The 17,132-nt window shown below is 71.1% G+C and carries 14 protein-coding genes; 8 read left to right on the top strand and 6 right to left on the bottom strand.

Annotated features, from left to right (window positions below):
• The first annotated feature begins 229 nt into the window (after positions 1-229).
• Positions 230-2,512 (top strand): (Fe-S)-binding protein, encoded by a 2,283-nt coding sequence (locus tag ACZ7DY_RS24140; protein WP_471138287.1) that lies wholly within the window; start codon positions 230-232, stop codon positions 2,510-2,512.
• Positions 2,513-2,636: 124 nt separating this feature from the next.
• On the opposite strand, the gene ACZ7DY_RS24135 is transcribed toward ACZ7DY_RS24140, so the two are convergent.
• Positions 2,637-3,311, bottom strand: a complete 675-nt coding sequence (locus tag ACZ7DY_RS24135) for a DUF4097 family beta strand repeat-containing protein (RefSeq protein WP_471138286.1) — start codon at positions 3,309-3,311, stop codon at positions 2,637-2,639.
• Between the two features lie 231 nt (positions 3,312-3,542).
• Here ACZ7DY_RS24135 and ACZ7DY_RS24130 point away from each other — a divergent pair, with 231 nt between their 5' ends.
• From ACZ7DY_RS24130 to ACZ7DY_RS24100, 7 genes are all read left to right on the top strand, one after another.
• Positions 3,543-4,337 carry a GbsR/MarR family transcriptional regulator gene (locus ACZ7DY_RS24130; protein WP_471138284.1) on the top strand — a complete coding sequence of 265 codons (795 nt, stop codon included), beginning with the start codon at positions 3,543-3,545 and terminating at the stop codon, positions 4,335-4,337.
• Positions 4,338-4,752: 415 nt separating this feature from the next.
• Entirely contained in the window at positions 4,753-6,141 is a 1,389-nt protein-coding gene (locus tag ACZ7DY_RS24125) for an FG-GAP repeat domain-containing protein (RefSeq protein ID WP_471138282.1), read from the top strand.
• Positions 6,142-6,390: 249 nt separating this feature from the next.
• On the top strand, positions 6,391-7,785 hold the full coding sequence (locus ACZ7DY_RS24120; RefSeq protein ID WP_471138281.1) for an FG-GAP-like repeat-containing protein: 1,395 nt from the start codon (positions 6,391-6,393) through the stop codon (positions 7,783-7,785).
• Between the two features lie 135 nt (positions 7,786-7,920).
• Positions 7,921-9,420, top strand: a complete 1,500-nt coding sequence (locus tag ACZ7DY_RS24115) for a VCBS repeat-containing protein (protein WP_471138279.1) — start codon at positions 7,921-7,923, stop codon at positions 9,418-9,420.
• Positions 9,421-9,811: 391 nt separating this feature from the next.
• Complete coding sequence (locus ACZ7DY_RS24110) at positions 9,812-11,284, top strand: FG-GAP-like repeat-containing protein (protein WP_471138277.1); 1,473 nt, start codon at positions 9,812-9,814, stop codon at positions 11,282-11,284.
• Between the two features lie 140 nt (positions 11,285-11,424).
• Positions 11,425-12,417: a Yip1 family protein gene (locus tag ACZ7DY_RS24105; RefSeq protein WP_471138276.1), complete on the top strand. Its 993-nt coding sequence runs from the start codon at positions 11,425-11,427 to the stop codon at positions 12,415-12,417.
• A 194-nt stretch (positions 12,418-12,611) separates the two neighbouring features.
• Complete coding sequence (locus ACZ7DY_RS24100; protein ID WP_471138275.1) at positions 12,612-14,045, top strand: recombinase family protein; 1,434 nt, start codon at positions 12,612-12,614, stop codon at positions 14,043-14,045.
• Between the two features lie 138 nt (positions 14,046-14,183).
• Here the strand turns inward: ACZ7DY_RS24100 and repSA are convergent, their stop codons facing one another.
• From repSA to ACZ7DY_RS24075, 5 genes are all read right to left on the bottom strand, one after another.
• Positions 14,184-15,575 (bottom strand): replication initiator protein RepSA, encoded by a 1,392-nt coding sequence (gene repSA / locus ACZ7DY_RS24095; protein WP_471138274.1) that lies wholly within the window; start codon positions 15,573-15,575, stop codon positions 14,184-14,186.
• Positions 15,572-16,255, bottom strand: a complete 684-nt coding sequence (locus ACZ7DY_RS24090) for a DNA methylase (protein ID WP_471138272.1) — start codon at positions 16,253-16,255, stop codon at positions 15,572-15,574. The genes repSA and ACZ7DY_RS24090 overlap by 4 nt, the downstream gene beginning before the upstream one ends.
• 8 nt (positions 16,256-16,263) lie before the next feature.
• Complete coding sequence (locus ACZ7DY_RS24085) at positions 16,264-16,449, bottom strand: hypothetical protein (RefSeq protein WP_471138271.1); 186 nt, start codon at positions 16,447-16,449, stop codon at positions 16,264-16,266.
• A gap of 91 nt (positions 16,450-16,540) precedes the next feature.
• Positions 16,541-16,918, bottom strand: coding sequence for a hypothetical protein (locus ACZ7DY_RS24080; protein ID WP_471138269.1), 378 nt, complete (start codon positions 16,916-16,918; stop codon positions 16,541-16,543).
• 16 nt (positions 16,919-16,934) lie between these two features.
• On the bottom strand, positions 16,935-17,123 hold the full coding sequence (locus tag ACZ7DY_RS24075) for a mobile element transfer protein (RefSeq protein WP_471138267.1): 189 nt from the start codon (positions 17,121-17,123) through the stop codon (positions 16,935-16,937).
• Positions 17,124-17,132: the final 9 nt, after the last annotated feature.

Here is a 17,132-nt window from a genome sequence, read left to right as displayed (position 1 = left end):
CGGGACCCCTCCCGGGGGTGACGGTGCGGCTGCGGGCGCGTCGTGGCTGGTCGCGCAGTTCCCCGCGCCCCCATGAGCCCCCGGCACCTGTACGCGTGAAGGGTTGCCTGAGCGACGCAGATCACCGCCGTGCTGGCTACAGTGCGGCTGAGTAAGTGGGTAGTCTCAGACGGACTGCATAAGTTACCGCTTAGTAATAGTTCGCCTCGCAGGCCCGAGGAGCCCCCAAATGCAACTCGCCGCGATCATCGTGTCGCTGGTCCTAATCGCGGTCGGCGTCGCGCTGTTCGGCCGTGCCATCGTGCAGATCTACAAGTTCGTGCGCCTCGGCCAGCCCGTGCCCGCCGGACTCAGGACCGACAACCCCTTCCAGCGCACCGTCACCGTGGTCAAGGAGTTCCTCGGCCACACGCGCATGAACAAGTGGGGTGTCGTCGGCTTCGCGCACTGGTTCGTGGCGGTGGGCTTCTACACGCTGCTGCTGACGATCGTGAACGCCTTCGGCCAGCTCTTCAAGGCCGACTGGATCCTGCCGGTCATCGGCGACTGGGCGCCGTACAACGTCTTCGTCGAGTTCATCGGCACGATGACCGTCGTCGGCATCCTCGCGCTGATCGTCATCCGGCAGCTGAGCAAGCCCGGCAAGCCGGGGCGCAAGTCCCGCTTCGCGGGCTCCAAGACCGGCCAGGCGTACTTCGTCGAGACCGTCATCCTCATCGTCGGCGTCTGCATCTTCACGCTGCACGCCCTGGAGGGTGCCCAGCACCACGTCGACGGCTACGAGGCCTCGTTCTTCATCTCGTACCCGGTGGTCTCCTGGTTCGAGGGGATGGACCTCTCCACCCTGCAGAACCTCACGTACTTCTTCGCCGGGCTGAAGATCGCGACCTCGTTCATCTGGATGATCGTCGTCGCCCTCAACACCAACATGGGTGTCGCCTGGCACCGCTTCCTCGCCTTCCCGAACATCTGGTTCAAGCGCGAGGCGGACGGCGGGACCACGCTGGGCGAGCTGCAGCCGATGACCTCCGGCGGCAAGCCGATCGACTGGGAGGACCCGGCCGAGGACGCCGTCTTCGGCGTCTCCCAGGTCGAGCAGTTCAGCTGGAAGGGCATCCTCGACTTCTCCACCTGCACCGAGTGCGGCCGCTGCCAGTCGCAGTGCCCCGCCTGGAACACCGGCAAGCCGCTCTCCCCCAAGCTCCTCATCATGTCGCTGCGCGACCACGCGCACGCCAAGGCCCCGTACCTGCTCGCGGGCGGCGGCAAGACGATGGAGGGCGAGGAGAAGGCCACCGAGGAGCAGCTGAAGGACGTGCCCGCGGCCGCCCTCGCGGAGGCCGAGCGCCCGCTCATCGGCACGCACGAGGAGAACGGCGTCATCGACCCCGACGTCCTGTGGTCCTGCACCACCTGCGGCGCCTGCGTCGAGCAGTGCCCGGTCGACATCGAGCACATCGACCACATCGTCGACATGCGCCGCTACCAGGTGATGATCGAGAGCGCGTTCCCGTCCGAGGCGGGCACGATGCTCAAGAACCTGGAGAAGAAGGGCAACCCCTGGGGCCTGGCGAAGAAGCAGCGCCTGGAGTGGCTCAAGGAGCTCGACTTCGAGGTGCCGGTCGTCGGCAAGGACATCGAGGACCTCACCGAGGTCGAGTACCTGTACTGGGTCGGCTGCGCCGGCGCCCTGGAGGACCGGGCGAAGAAGACCACCAAGGCCTTCGCCGAGCTGCTCCACATGGCGGGCGTCAAGTTCGCGATCATGGGCGGCGACGAGAAGTGCACCGGTGACTCCGCCCGCCGCCTGGGCAACGAGCCGCTCTTCCAGCAGCTCGGCCAGGAGAACGTGATGGCGCTGAACATGGCGTTCGGCGAGGAGCTCGACGACGACGGCAAGGTCACGCCCGAGTCGCGGAAGCCCAAGACCGCGAAGAAGATCGTCGCGACCTGCCCGCACTGCCTCAACACGCTCGGCAACGAGTACCCGCAGCTCGGCGGCGACTACGAGGTCATCCACCACACCCAGCTGCTCCAGCACCTCATCGACGAGGGCAAGCTGATCCCGGTGACGCCGGTCGAGGGTCTGATCACCTACCACGACCCCTGCTACCTGGGCCGCCACAACAAGATCTACACGCCCCCGCGCGAGATCATGGACAAGGTGCCGGGCCTGCGCCAGCAGGAGATGCACCGCCACAAGGAGCGCGGCTTCTGCTGCGGCGCCGGTGGCGCGCGCATGTGGATGGAGGAGCGCATCGGCAAGCGCATCAACACGGAGCGGGTCGACGAGGCGCTCGGCCTCAACCCCGACATCGTGTCGACCGCCTGCCCGTTCTGCCTGGTGATGCTCACCGACTCCGTCAACGGCAAGAAGAACGACGGCCAGGCCAAGGAGTCCCTCCAGGTCGTGGACGTCGCGCAGCTGCTGCTCGACTCCGTGAAGACGCCGGTCGACCCGGCCGGTGAGGCCGAGTCCGTGGACGAGCCGGAGCCCGAGCCCGCCAAGTAGTCCCCGTACCGCGGCGGATTCGTACCGCCGCACGCCGTTCAGGCCGGTTCCGCCTTCGGGCGGGACCGGCCTGTGGTGTTCTGGGCCAACGGCTGGGGTCAGAGGTTGGGCTCAGAGGTAGGGCTCAGAGGCTGCGGGCGGTGATGTCGCCGTACAAGGTGGTCGCGCGGATGGTCAGGCCCGCGTCGGCGCCCTCGGTGTTCTTCAGCGCGTTGTGGATACGGCCGTAGGCGGTGCCCGCGTCCAGGACGGCGGAGACCCCGCGGGCGGCGCCGACCGAGATGTCGCCGGCCTCGGTACGCAGGTCGACGGCGCCGCCACGGGCCTCGGCGACGCGGATGTCGCCCTTCTGGACGCCGACCTCCGCGGGGCCGCCCAGCCGGCCGACCTCGACGTCACCGGCGAGGAGGGTGAGGCGGACGGCCGCGGCCTCGTCGAGCTTGACCGAGCCCTGCGCGCCCTCGAAGGCGACGTCGCCGAGCCGTCCCACGCCCCGGAGTTCACCGGCGGCCGCCTTCGCCTCGACCCGGGAGCCGGCGGGCAGCTGGACGGTTATCTCGACCGAACCGGAGCTGCTGCCGAGGACCCGGTTCTTCGGGGGTGCGGCCACGACGCGCAGGACACCGTCGGCGTACTCGACCCCGATGCGCTCGGCCGCCTTGACGTCCTTGCCGTTCGAGGCGTCGGCGGGCCGGACCTCGACCTTGGTGTCGGTCCGGTCGGCGGCGATGAGCTGGATGCGTCCCGCGGGGATGTCGAGGACGGCGGAGACGGGGGCGGGGGTGTCGAACTTCTGCATGACGTTCTCCTTGGGATCGCTGCTTTCCGATGACGGAAAAGCTACGTTGCGTTTCTTGAGTCGGCAATGAGTTCGTTGCGCCAGGAGCGCGTATGCGCAGGTCAACCCAGTCAATTCGTTGCAACGGTTGGGGTTCTAACGCAACGTAGGCCACCCGGCGCGTTGCAATGAGTTGAAGATGAACGCTATGCTGGCGCCCTGGGACCGCTTGAGGAACGTGAGGAGACCGCGATGCCGGGAGGCAGGCTCACCCAGCAGGAACGCCAGAAGATCGCGCTGGGCCTGGCCGACGACCTCGCGTACGCGGAGATCGCCCGGCGCCTCGACCGCCCCACCTCGACCGTCACCCGCGAGGTCATGCGCAACGGCGGCCCCGGCGCCTACCGCGCCGACCTGGCCCACCGCGCCACGGAACACCGCGCTCACCGGCGCAGGCAGACCGCGCCCCGGGGGGACCGGGCGGCCCGGCGGCCCGGCGGCCGCGACGACGAGGCGGTGCGCGCGTACGAGGAGACGCTGGCCGGCGTCTTCATGCGGTCGGGCCTGCCCAGGATGACCGCCCGGGTGCTGGTCGCCCTCTTCACCACGGACGCCGGCAGCCTCACCGCCGCCGAACTGGTCCAGCACCTCGGCATCAGCCCGGCGTCCGTCTCCAAGGCGGTCGCGTTCCTCGACGCGCAGGGCCTCCTGCGGCGGGAGCGCGACGAACGCCGCCGCGAGCGCTATGTCGTGGACAACGACGTCTGGTACCAGTCGATGATCGCCAGCGCCCGCGCCCACGCCGAGCTGGTCGAGACGGCCCGCCAGGGCGTCGGCGTGCTCGGCCCCGACACCCCGGCCGCGGCGCGCCTCGAAAACGTCGCCCGTTTCGTCGACTTCGTCTCCGAGAGCATCGTCCGGGCCGCGGAGCAGGCACGCGACATCCTCTCCACGAGCCCGGCACCGAGCCCGGCCGGGCAGCCCGAGCCGGACGAACAGACCGGGACGACCCCAGCCGAACCGAGCGAGGAGCCCCCGCGCCCGTGACCGCTAGCCGACGTCGGCGTCGGCCTCGGCGTCGGCGCGAATACGGCCCTGGGCGCGGACCCTGCTGCCGGTGCTGGTCTCCGCGCTGTTCACCCTGGCCACCTGCGGCCCCGGGCGGCGCGCGGCACAGGACCCCGCCCCACGCCCGCCCGCCCCCAGGCGGGCACCGAGGTCCGCGTCACCACGTACAACGCCGCGCCAAGGGTTCCCCCTCCGCCCCGCCCCGGTTCCCCTCTGCCGGGGCGGCAGCAGTGCGGGCGCACCGGACGTCCGGACGTACTGAAACCGGCCGATACCCCCGCTCCGGCCCGTCGGTGTGATGGAAACGGGACCCCGCCGTCCTTATCCCGCGCGGGTGAGGAGAGCATCATGGGCTGGTTGTTGTGAGCCGAGGCGTTCGGGGTGGGTGAGAGGCATGCGGAGTGCCGGGATACGGGGCGCGAGACGCGGCATACGGCGCCGCGCGGTCGCGGGCGCGGCGGCCGCCGTCAGCTGTGCGCTGCTCATCGCGGGCTGCGGCGGCAGCGACGACGACAGCGGCGGCGGAAAGGGTGACGGCGAGCGGCCCGTCAGCATGGCGGGGCGCGGCAAGAGCCCCGCGCAGCGGCCCGTGCCGCCCGGCAAGGGCAGCGAGGCCGACGACGACTTCAACGGTGACGGCGCCCGCGACCTCGTGCTCGACGACCTCGTCCACCGCGACCACGGCGACGACGCGGGCATCGGCATCGTCTACGGCAGCGCGGACGGGCTGGTCCCCGGCGCCCGGCAGTTGCTGAGCGCGCACGCCAACGGCGCCCGTACGAAGGGCGAGTTGCCCGCCGCCTTCGAATCCGAGGCCTCCTGCGACCTGGACGGGGACGGCTTCACCGATCTGCTGGTCTCTACCGACCCGCCGTACGACGGGCAGGGCCGGCCTCCCGTACCGCTGCAGATCCTCTTCGGCTCGCCCAAGGGGCTGACCGGCAAGGCCGTGAAGCTGCGCGTCCCCGCGCAGGCACGTTTCGGCAACGACTGGCCCGACCAGCCGGTCTGCGGGGACTTCGACGGGGACGGCGCGAGCGATCTCGTGCTGCACGCGAGCGGGGCCCGACTCTCCTTCCTGCGCGGCCCGTTCGAGCGGACCGGCGCCCCGCGCGCCGCGGGCAAGCCGGTGCCGGGGCCCGGCAACAACCTCGTGCCGGGCCGCGCCACGGACGTGGACGGCGACGGTTACGACGACGTCCTCGTCCGCAAGGCCGCGAACGCGTCCGGCGCCTCCGTCGGCGCCCTCGTCCTCGGCGGCCCGCGCGGACCCCGCGAGACGGGCGTCCTCTTCCCGGCGGGCCAGGACATCGCCTTCGGCCGTTTCGGCAGGGGCAGGGGCATGGACGCGGCCGTCGCCTCGCCGAAGGGGGTGGCGCTGCGTTACGAGGTGCCGGGCACCCTGCGCGGCTCCCTGGAGGCCCGGGGCGTGGCGCTCGACGCGGGCGACCTGGACGGGGACGGGCTCAGCGAGCTGGTCCTGAGCGGTGGGCCCGGCGGGAACGGCGGCGGCGCGGGCGAGGTGCGGGTCCTGCGGGGACGTACGGCGGGGTTCGCCGCCAACGCGACGGCGACCGTGACGCCGTCCGCGAAGGGCACCACGCAGGTGCTGCAGGTCGCGGACTTCGACGGCGACAAGCGGGCCGACCTGGTGCTGCGCACGTACCGGGGGGACAGCGCGGACACCGTCGGCGTCTACCCGGGCCTCAAGGGCGACCTCGTCGCGCGCGAGCCCCGACTGACCTTCTCCACCGAGGAGTTCCTGGCCCTGGGCGACGGCTGACGGCCGCCGCCGTGCCGCCCGGCCTCGGCGCCATGGCCACCCGCGAGGGTCCGCGCGACGGGGCCGCCGATGACGTGGACGGTCCGGGGCAACGGACTCGGCCGTCCCTGAGGGGCGGTGGCACAACCCTTCGTACGCCCCACGCGTCACACCCCCGGAAGCCAAGCCCTCCCCAAAGGCTCACGCCTCTCCCCCAACGGCTCACCCAGAGCCCGCGGACGCCCTGCCCCACCCCTCCCAGGAGTCACCGTGCGCGCAAGAAACCTGGCCGTCACCGCCACCGTCGCGGCCCTCGCGGCCACGGGGCTGACGCTGCCCCTGGCCGGTCCTGCGAGCGCGGCCTCCGCCCTGAAGGACGACTACAACGGGGACGGCTACCGCGACCTCGCGATCGGCTCGCCCCGCTCCAACTCCGTGACCGTGACGTTCGGTTCGGCCGACGGCGTCTCGAAGGGCCGCGCTGTCACCGTCACCCAGGACACCGCGGGCGTACCCGGGGTCAGCGAGCCGGGCGACGAGTTCGGCGAGAACGTGACCAGCGGCGACGTGAACGGCGACGGCTACGCCGACCTCGTCGTCGGCGCCCCGGGCGAGCAGGTGGACGGCAAGCCGTCCGGTTCCGTCACCGTCATCGAGGGCGGCAGGAACGGCTTCACCTCCGGCGGCCGGGCCCTGCACGCGCCCGCCGACACCCGCGGCCGCTTCGGCGAGGCCACCGTCTGGACCGACCTGGACCACGACGGGTCGCCCCAGCTCGCCGTGGTCAGCGGCGACAACTGGTGGTACTACTCCGGCGCGGGCGAGGACGGCCGCGCCCACGGCCTCGAGGTCGACTTCCTGCCCGAGGACGTCCGGCTCGACGGCATGATCTCCGGCAACTTCACGTACAAGGACGGCGTCGGCTTCGTCCTGTACGGCGAGCGCGCGGACGGCAGTGTCTACACCGCGCACATGAACGGCGGCGTCGGCGACTACGGCTACCTGGCCGAGGTCATCGGCGCGGACGCCCCCGCCACGGCGACACGCGACGCGGCGACCGCCGGCGACGTCAACGGCGACGGCTACGCCGACCTGATCACCGGCAACTCCCGCGACACGGCGGGCTCCAGGGGCGGCTCGATCACCGTGCGGCTCGGCGGCGACGGCAAGTTCGGCGCCCCGGTGACGTACGACCAGGACAGCGCGGGCGTCCCCGGCGCCGCCGAGGCGGGCGACGGCTTCGGCGCGGCCGTCTCCGCGGGCGACGTGACCGGCGACGGGCTCGCGGACCTCGCCGTCGGCGCACCCGGTGAGACCGTCGGTGCGGTGCCGGGCGCGGGCAGCGTGACGGTGCTCGACTCCCGGGGCGGCAGGTTCACTTCGGGCCGCGCCTGGCACCAGGAGACCACCGGCGTCCCCGGCGTCGCCGAGCAGGACGACCACTTCGGCACGTCCGTCCGCCTGAAGGACATCAACCGGAACGGCAGGGCGGACCTGGCCACCGGCGCGGCCGGCGAGGACATCGGCACGACGCCGGACGTCGGCGCCGTATGGGTCCTGCGCGGCACCGCGACCGGCCTCACCGCCTCCCACGCGGCCTCCTTCAACGGCACGGACTTCGGGGTCGGCGGCGCGGGCGCGGGCTTCGGCGACGTACTGCGCTGACCCGGCGCCCCGGCTCCTGACTTCGCTTCTCCCTCTTCGACTTCAACTTCGACTTCAACTTCGACTTTGGCCTCGGCTTCGGCTTCGGCCTCGGCCTCGATTCATCTGTTCACCCCTCCGGTTGGAGACCTCACCATGTCCACGTACACGCGGAAGAACACACAGCGGAACACGCCGCACAGCACGCGCAACAAGCTGCTCGTGGCGGGCGCGCTCTGCGCTGCCACCGCCCTCGGCGTCACCGGCCCCGGCGCGGGCGCCGCCGCCGCGGCCACCCCCGCCGCTCCCGCGGCACCCTCGAAGATCCGCGCCGACTACAACGGCGACGGCTACGTGGACCTCGCGGTCGGCGTGCCGGGCGCGACCGTCGACGGCAAGGCCAAGGCCGGTTACGTCAACGTCGTCTGGGGCGGATCCGGAGGCCTCGGGCAGCACGGCTCGACCACCGTCAGCCAGGCCACGGCCGGCGTGCCCGGCACCGTGGAGGCGGGCGACGGGTTCGGCCACACCGTGGAATCCGCCGACATGAACGGCGACGGCTACAGCGACCTGGTCGTCGGCGCGCCCGACGAGGACACGGCCGAGGGCCTGAGCACCGGCACCGTCGCCGTCGTCTGGGGCTCCGCCACCGGCTTCAAGGGCGGCTTCACCGCGGCCAACGGCGGGTACGGCGACGCTTCTTACGGCGCGCTGCTCGCCACCGGCGACTTCGACAAGGACGGCCACCAGGACATCGCCCTCAACTCCCACTTCGACGAGTCCAGTTCCGTCGTCGTGCGCCCCGGACCGTTCACCGCGGGCTCCCCGTCCACCGTCTCGACCGTCGAGAGCTGGCACTTCGCCGGGCCCTCCGTGCTCGCCGCGGGTGACTTCGACGGCGACGGCGGCGACGACCTCGCGGTGTCGTTCAAGGGCATGGAGATCAGCGGTACGGATGTCCTGAGCAAGGCCTCCGGGACGTGGAAGACGACGTGGCAGACGGCGGACAGCACCCGGTCCGGCCTGGCCACCGGCGACTTCGACGGCGACGGCAGCACCGACCTCGCCCTCGGCGACGTCCAGCCCAACCCCGAGTCCGAGGAGACCGGCTGCACGGACCGCCTCGGCGGCGCCATCCTCACCGTCTACGGCAAGCAGGGCGGCGCCCTGGGCGACGGCGGCTCCTCCTGCACCACCCAGGACTCGCCCGAGGTCGGCGGCACCGCCGAGAATGGCGACGGCTTCGGCGCGCACCTCGCGGTCGGCAACCTCGACCGGGACGGCATCGACGAGCTGATCGTCGGCGCCGACACGGAGGCCGTCGGCACGGCGCGGAACGCCGGCACCTACTGGGTCCTCGCCTCCACCGGCACCGGCAAGCCGCTGGCCGGCCCCGCCGTGAGCCAGAACTCCGCGGGCGTCGCGGGCACGGCGGAGGCGGACGACCGCTTCGGCCGTTCCGTCGCGGCCGGCGACTACAACGGCGACGGCTACCCGGACGTCGCGGTGGGCGCGCCCGGCGAGGACGCGTCGAAGGGCGGCGTCTGGTACGCGCAGACCCCGAAGGACGGCCCGAACCCGCCGGTCACGTCGGTGACCCCGGGCAAGCTCGGCCTCGCGGGGGCGCGTGAGTACGGGCTGGTCCTGAGCCGGTGACCCATCGGGGCGCGCCGCCCCCACACGGCGCGCCCCTCCCACCACCCCCACCACCCCCGTATAGCCCTTGCGCCCCGTCTCGGCGCCAATTTCGCCGACTGACGCGCCGTGGCCCGGTGGCCGGCAAGGCCCCTGGGCGCGGGCCGGTTCGCGTTCGAGTGCGCGTTCGCGTGCGCGCTCACGCTCGCGTGCGCGTTCGCGCTCGCGCTCGCGAGAAGTGCCGCACAACCCTCGCCCCGCCCTGCATGTCACACAGATGAAGCCCGGCACGCCCGCGCCCCGTCCCCGTACGTGTACGCGTACGTCTACGCGTCCCCGTACGCGTACACGCGACCGTACGACCGCCCATCCGCCCATCCACCCGTCCCACACCCAAAAGTCGGAGCCTCCCGTGCGACCACGTCCGCTCGCCCTCGCCGCCGCTACCGCCCTCGCCGCCACCGGCCTCGCCCTCCCCCTCACCGCCGGCACCGCGGCCGCCGCCGAACCGTCGCCCGCGGCCCAGGTGAAGAGCGACTTCAACGGCGACGGATACTCCGACCTCGCCGTCGGCGTGCCCGCCGGCACCGTCGACGGCAAGGCCAGGGCCGGCGCCGTGAGCGTCGTCTTCGGCAGCGCGGGCGGCCCCAACCCGCACGACGTGCGGCGCATCACGCAGGCCACCGTCGAGGTGCCCGGCACCCCGGAGGCCGGCGACCGGTTCGGGGCCGCGCTCACCACCGCGTACATCGACGACGACAAGTACGCCGACCTCGTCATCGGCGCCCCCGGCGAGGACATCGACGGCAAGAAGGACGCGGGCTCCGTCACCGTCCTCTACGGCACCGGCGACGGTTTCGCCCTCGCCAACACGGCCGCCCGCGGCGAGAAGACCGGCGACGCGTACGGGAACGCCCTGACCGCCGCCGACTTCACCGGCGACACCGACGTCGACCTGGCGATCGGCGGCACGGACAAGGTCGTCGCCAACTTCAACCCGCTCTCCGCCGACACCCGCCCCCTCATGGGCAGCCGCATGGGCGGCCGCGCCCCCGTCATGACGACCGGCGACTTCGACTCCGACGGCCACCCCGAGCTCGCCGTCGCCTTCTACACGCAGAACCAGCCCTACACGCAGTCCCACGTCCAGCTCTTCCGCTACGACCGGAACGACGAGTTCGAGGGCGACTTCGGTCTGACCTGGTCCAGCGACAACAGCGCCGCCAACGCGCTGGCCGCCGGCGACTTCAACGGCGACGGCCACGACGACCTCGCCCTCGGCAACTGCCGCGAGATCGCCGACGAGAACATCGACGACCCCTGCGGCCCCGAGGAGACCGCCAAGGGCGGCGGCATCCACATCCACTACGGGGACGGCAGCGGCCTCGTCTGGGAGGGCCAGACCCTCAACCAGGACACCCCGGGTGTTCCGGGGGTCGCCGAAAAGGGTGACGACTTCGGCAACGCGCTCGCCGTGGCGGACATCGACGGCGACGGCAGGGACGACCTGATCGCGGGTGCCCCCGGCGAGGCCATCGGCAGCGCCGCCCGCGCGGGCGACCTCACCGTCCTCAAGGGCGGCGCGAACGGCATCCTGAACGCGGACGGCTCGGCCGCGGGCGCGGTCGCGTACCAGCAGAACACCCCGGGCGTCCCCGGCACCGCGGAGACGGGTGACGCCTTCGGCGCGAACCTCCTGGCCGCCGACCACAACGGCGACGGCCGCCCGGACGTCTCGGCCGCCGCGCCCGGCGAGAACGCCTCGTCCGGCGGCGTCTGGGAGCTGCCCTCGGCCGCGCCGGGCGGCCCAGTGATCACGCCGAACTCGATCGACCTGCCCGCGTCTTCGGACCCGGTGGCGTACGGGGCGGTGCTCGGGCGCTGACGGCGACGGCCTGCCTGCCTGCCTGCCCCTAAGGGGATCCCCTCGGGGATCCCCTTAGGGGTTGTCACAGGTCGGCCGCAAAGCCCTTCTCCTCCGGAGGAGGGACGCCCCCGCCCCTTGAGACCAGGTACGTTCGATTCGTGGCTGGATTCAGGATCGGACGCGGCCGGGACAACCGCGCCCCGCGACCGCAACAACAACCGCGGCAGCAGCCGTACGGACAGCAGGCCCCCCAGGGCCGGCAGCAGCCGTACGGCTACCCACCCGCGCCGTCGAACCCGCAGCAGTACGGCGGAGGCGGACCGCAGTACGGCGGAGGCGCCCCGCAGTACGGCGGAGGCGCCCCGCGCGGCGGCCCCCAGTACGGCGGCGGTAGTGGCGGCCAGCAGTGGCCGCAGCCCTCGGGCAACCACGGCGAGCCGGAGTACTTCGGCGGCCCCGACGACCACGGCCAGGGCCACGGCCCCCAGGGCGGCTACGACCCGTACGCGGCCAACAACCCCGGGCACACCCAGGCCTTCTCCATCGGCGAGGACCCCTACACCCAGGGCGACACCTACCGCGCGGGCCAGACGACGGCCCCGCCCGTCGGCCCCCGCCTGCACTGGAAGGACCTGCTGCGCGGCATCGTGCTGCGCCCCGGCCCGACCTTCCTGCAGATGCGGGACTACGCGATGTGGGGCCCCGCCCTCGTCGTCACGTTCCTCTACGGCGCGCTCGCACTCTTCGGTTTCGACGACGCGCGCGAGGACGCGATCAACGCCACGCTCTCGTCGGCGATCCCGTACGTCCTGACCACCGGCGTCGCGATCACCATCAGCGCCTTCATCCTCGGCGTGGTCACGCACACGCTCGCCCGCCAGCTCGGCGGCGCCGGCGCGTGGCAGCCGACGGTCGGCCTCTCGATGCTGATCATGTCGCTGACGGACGCGCCGCGCGTGATCGTGGCGATGTTCCTCGGCGGCGGCCAGCCCTTCGTCCAGCTGCTGGGCTGGGCGACGTGGATCGCGGCGGGCGCCCTGCTGACGACGATGGTCGCCAAGTCCCACGACCTGCCGTGGCCGAAGGCGCTCGGGGCGTCGACGATCCAGCTGCTGGCGATCCTGTCGATCATCAAGCTGGGCACGTTCTAGTACGAGGTCGCGTGCGCGGAAGGGCCCGGCGGATTCCAGATCCGCCGGGCCCTTCCGCGTACGTACAACCCTCTCACGCGTCGAGAACCTGCCCCGCCCGCTTCACGACGGGCGGCTCGACGCTCCAGGCTGACTTGCTTGAATGACGGTAGTAGCCTTGCTGTGCTGTGGACCACAGGGGAGGCACGGTCATCGTGGCGCGCAAGGTGGGGATCTACACTCGAATCTCTCGGGATGACGAGGGCGACGCCTTGGGCGTGGGCCGGCAGCGGCAAGACTGCGAGCGCCTAGCCGATCTTCGTTCCTGGCAGGCCGTAAAGATCTACGAAGACAACGACGTTTCAGCGTTCAAGCGGAACGTCGTACGCGACGAGTTCGAGCTTCTACTGAAGGACCTTCGCGCAGGGCTCCTGGACGGCATCGTCGCCTATGACCTGGACCGGTTGGCCCGGCAGCCGCGCGACCTGGAACGTCTCATCGAGATCTACGACGAGCGCCCGAAGGCAGAGTTCGCGACGGTCACCAACGACGTGAACCTTGCCACGCCGGACGGTCGGACGATGGCCCGCATCATGGTCGCGTTCGCCAACAAGTCATCGCATGACACCTCTCGGCGCCTCAAGCGCAAGCACCTGGAGCTAGCCCAGCAGGGCAAGGACAGCGGCGGCCCGGCACCGTACGGGTGGCGCAAGGACGACCGGACGAAGGTAGACCCCGACGCGGCGCAGGCGATCCGAGAAGCCCAACAGGAGATCCTGGCTGGAGTCCGGATCGGCACCATCCGTACGAGGTGGCAGGAACAAGGTTTGGGCAACCCACGCGCCGGCACGAAGCGGATGGCGCACCACCACGTCGAGCACATCCTGACCAACCCCCGGCTCGTCGGCTACCGGACCTACCACGGCGAAATCCTGACCGGAGAAGACGGAGAGCCGATCAAGGGCGAATGGGAGCCGATCAACACCGTCGCCGACTGGGAAGCCGTGTGTGCGGCCGTTGCCGAGCGGAAACAACAGCGACCGGGGCGATCACTGGCCCGCAAGTATCTGCTCTCCGGCATCGCGCGATGCGGCTTGTGCAAGACCAAGATCCGAGGACAGGCGAACCCCCGCTGGAAGCCTGGATCAAAGGCGGCGAAGTTCTCGTATCGGTGTTCCGTGGTCAACGGCGGATGCGGCAAGGTCGGACGCACTGGGGGCCTCGTAGACAAGCTGATCGCGGACCTCGTACTTGAGGAGCAACGCGAGAAGGCCGCGACACGAGCGGCGCCAGGCGAGCGACCGTGGCCCAGAGAAGCCGAGTTGCAAACCGTCCAGGCCGATATCACCCAGCTCCTTGAAGCCGAGAGGACGAAACAGATCACCGTCTCCACATTGCTGCAACTCCTTCCCAGCAAGGAGAAGGAGCGCGACGAACTGAAGTTGGAGCGGGCGCGCTTTTACAAAGATCAGAAGCAGGCTGAGGCCCAAGAAGCAGCAGGTGACCTGTCGTTGACCGAGTTCTTCGATCTCCCCGTCGAGCGCCAGCAAGAGATCGTATTGCAGAGCCTGTCAGCCGTGATCATCCACCCAGCAGGGCGAGGGCGGCGCATCTTCGACCCCGGTCTGATCGAGCCTGTCTGGCGGTAGTTCTACGGCCGACCGTGCAACAAGCGCACCCGGCGAACCCACTCTTCATCCCGAGCGGGTGAACGCCGAAGGTGTTTCTCCATCCACTCCTCGCGGGACATGACTTTGGGTCGGGCAGTGTCACGCCGTTGCCCACGCTCACTGCTCTGTGGCATTCGAGGCACCTCCTGCGATCTCATCACGGGTCAGCTCTCGGTTTCGTTCGATGTCGCGGCGGATGTTGGCGGCGAGCCAGGACTCACCGGGGGTGTGGCCGTGGCCGGCGTAGGTCCAGTGGGCGAGCGTGAGCGTGGTGCTCTCGGCGTGCTCGTCGGGATCGGGCAGGCCGAGCGCGGCGCGTTGTTGGGCGGCTCGATAGTCGGCGCGGACCTGACGCAGGGCCCCGAGGGTGGTGGAGTAGCGGCGGGACTTGGAGCTGAAGTGGCCACGGAAGCCGAGCATGTGAGCCCACTCCCGCAACCTCCTTTCCGGGTAGTCCGCGTGCAGATCAAGGCATGCCTCGATGAGCCGCCGGGGGTGATCGGGCACGTCGAGCAGGACGAGGGCTTCCTTGTTGCCGATCCGACGATCCACGGTGCCGGTGGCCTCAGCGGCCTTGGTGGCGTACTTCGCGACGTAGGAGGCCACGGCCTGTTCGGTGAGGTCTTCACCGTTGCCGAAAGCAGCGATGGGCTGGACATCGAGCTGAGTCCCCCACCGCAGGACGCGGGCCGGCTGGTCCCCGGCCGGGGGAACGTCCACCGCGACACGAGTAGCGGCGGCCCGGATCGCGTCGTCGAGCAGGGCGAGGGTGGCCCAGGCCGGCGGCGGGGAATCGGGCCCGTCGGGTCCGTCGAAGCGGATCACGGCGTGGAAGTGAACGGCCCCGCGCTTCTGATATTCGGCGACCTTGCCGAAGGAGAGCCGGGACTGTTCCCGGGCGGCTTTCTGCGTGAGTCCGGCCCGGTGCGCGATCTCACGGCGGAGGTAGATCGTGAAGTAGCGCCACAGGTCCGAGGCGTGGTTGTTCCACAGGACTGCGCCCGCGTAGTCGTACGTGCTCGGGTCGAGCGGGGTACCGAGCTCCGGGGCATCCTCGCCGTGGTGGGTGCCGCAGCGGCAGGGTCGGTTGCCGGGGTGGTTGTGGACGGGGCCGAAGGACGGGGCGGTGAGGGTGGCAAAGACCCGGGGGTGATCGCGCACGGTGGGCGGGGTGCCCTTGTCCGGGTCACCGGTGAGGCCGGCGCGGATCAGGTGGTAGGTGTCACCGGCGTACGTCCAGGCGCAGGAGGGGCAGCGCGAGGCACGGCGGTTGCCGCACGCGATCCGCAGCCGGCCCCCGGGCTCGTTCTCGGTGGAGTAGGAGAACAGTGCCTGGCCGGTGGCCCGGTCGCGGGTGACGGTCGCGCCCTGGAGGTGGATCGGGTCGGAGCAGCCGCCGGTACGGCGGATCTGGTCCTGGAGGCGGTCGAAGCCGGGGGCCCCGGCCACCCGCAGAATGTCGGTGAGGGTGGCCGGGTCCAGGCCCGCCATGGTGGCGGTGTCGCTCACACCAGCACCTCCTGACGTGCAGTCAGGAAGGCGGTGCCGAGCCACTGTGTGTAGGCCGGGGGGATGGCCTCCGTCAGTTCTTCTCGGACGTCGGTCCAGGTGATGCCCATGGCTGCTTGCATCTCGGGGACCGTCGCCTTGCCGCCTCCGTTGCCGTATGCGGCGACATAGGGGCCTTCGCGGCGGACACCGTGGCGATAGCCGCGCACGTAGCCACGGTGCTTGGGGTGGGCCGGCGAAGGCGTCGACCAGCGGCCGAGCTCGAAGTTGCGGTGTCGCAGCACGCCGAGCCCGAACGCCTCCCCGCACAGGGACACGTCTTTGCGGATCTTCGCCTTGCCGTTGGGCTGTTCCAACACGTACGGCAGACCGGTCGCGTCCAGCAGGTCACGGGTGGCAACCACGAGGTCTTCATGAGTTCCGCCCCAGCCCTGCGAGGCGTTCGTGCCGACGGTCAGGGCGCAGCCGGCTTGGCAGGGCGGGGAGGCGTGAACGAGCGTGTAGCGGTTGATCTCGCCGGTGGTGATCAGGTGGGCGAGGTATTCGAGGGCGTTGCCCCGGTGGCACGGGAAGGGGTAGCGGGGGCGGTCGGCGATGTCGCAGCCGTCGACCTGGAAGCCGGCGAGGTGGTACCCCCACCCGGCGCCCCCGGAGCAGGAGAACAGATCCAGTACCCGCATCACGGCGGTCACCGCCCGGTCCGGACGAGCGCGGCGGCCGGGGCGATGTGCCCGGTGCCGTTGCAGGTGCGGCAGGTGGCACGGACGATCACGCGGGAGCCGTCGTGATGGCGGTCTCCGGTGGTGATCGCCACGACCGGGAAGCCGTCGCAGTTCGAGCAGATGGGCCGGTTGGCGGCGTGGTGGGGCATCATGAGGGCATCCCTTTCGGGTCGAAAGATCGGAATGGGGTTGAAGCCGTCCGGGGCGGCGGAAACTTGGCGGTTGAGGCCGCCCCGGAGGGCCCTAGTACTTGCGGTAGCGGCTCCGTGACCGGACAGGTCGGGAGCGCGTGGGCCGCTTGCGCGGGGAGCGGGTGCGTCCCTTGACCGCACGGCCGGAAGAGCGGCCCCGCTTGGCGCGGCTGAACGTGTAGCTGAGTCCGCAGCTCGCCGAGAGAACCGCGATGATCGATGCGGCGATGATCTGGACGACAAAGGCGATCACCAGCAGGACGACCACGGTCCCGGCGGTGATGGCCAGGGTCAGCAGGATCGGGCCCTTGTAGGAGCGAGGGGCTTCCTGCACGATCACGACCTTGGCCTTGTCGGCGTCGGGCGGGATCTGCCGATACAGCTCGGTGGGGATGTGTCCGGCGCGGAACTGCTCATCAGGCAGTTGCATGGGAGGACGCTCCTCGTCAGGCCGTGCAGCGATGGGTTTTGGCGGCGAGTTCGGCAGCCGCACGCCCGTGGTGATCGGTGGAGAAGCCGCAGTTCGGAGCCATGCAGGCGGCCGTGTGCTTGGTGCGTCCGCGTCCGTCGTTGTAACTGGCGACCTGGACGGGTCCGATGCGGATCACGTCGAAAAAACGGTTCGGGCGGGCCATGGTGGATCT

Source organism: Streptomyces sp. NPDC037013 (genome assembly GCF_055607265.1).
This window is presented reverse-complemented; position numbering and strand designations above follow the sequence as displayed.